General features: G+C 61.4%; 1 protein-coding gene. It reads left to right on the forward strand.

Annotated elements, in window-relative coordinates; genetic code table 11:
- Positions 1-76: 76 nt before the first annotated feature.
- Positions 77-277, forward strand: a 201-nt coding sequence (locus SM755_RS23555) for a HalOD1 output domain-containing protein (protein WP_323174823.1), incomplete at its 3' end; no start/stop codon positions are given.

Below are 277 nucleotides of genomic sequence, written 5' to 3' on the forward strand. Positions count from 1 at the left end.
GTATCGTGTCGCAGAGGCCGCGCGTTTACATACGTAGTGAACAGTTCGATACCCGAGTCCGGACAACTACCCGGCGATGCTCGACGCCAGTTCGTCCGAGGACCCGACCCGTCCGAGTGCCTGGATCGTGGAAGCGTTGGCCGACGCGGTCGACATCGATCCGGTCGCGCTGCACCCGCCGCTCTACGACGTGATCGATCTGGACACGCTCGACCGGCTTTTCGGGTCCGAGAACGTGACTACTGTTGAATTCGAATATCACGGCACTGCGGTCACG

Source organism: Natrialba sp. PRR66 (assembly GCF_034808065.1).
GTDB classification, from domain to species: domain Archaea; phylum Halobacteriota; class Halobacteria; order Halobacteriales; family Natrialbaceae; genus Natrialba; species Natrialba aegyptia.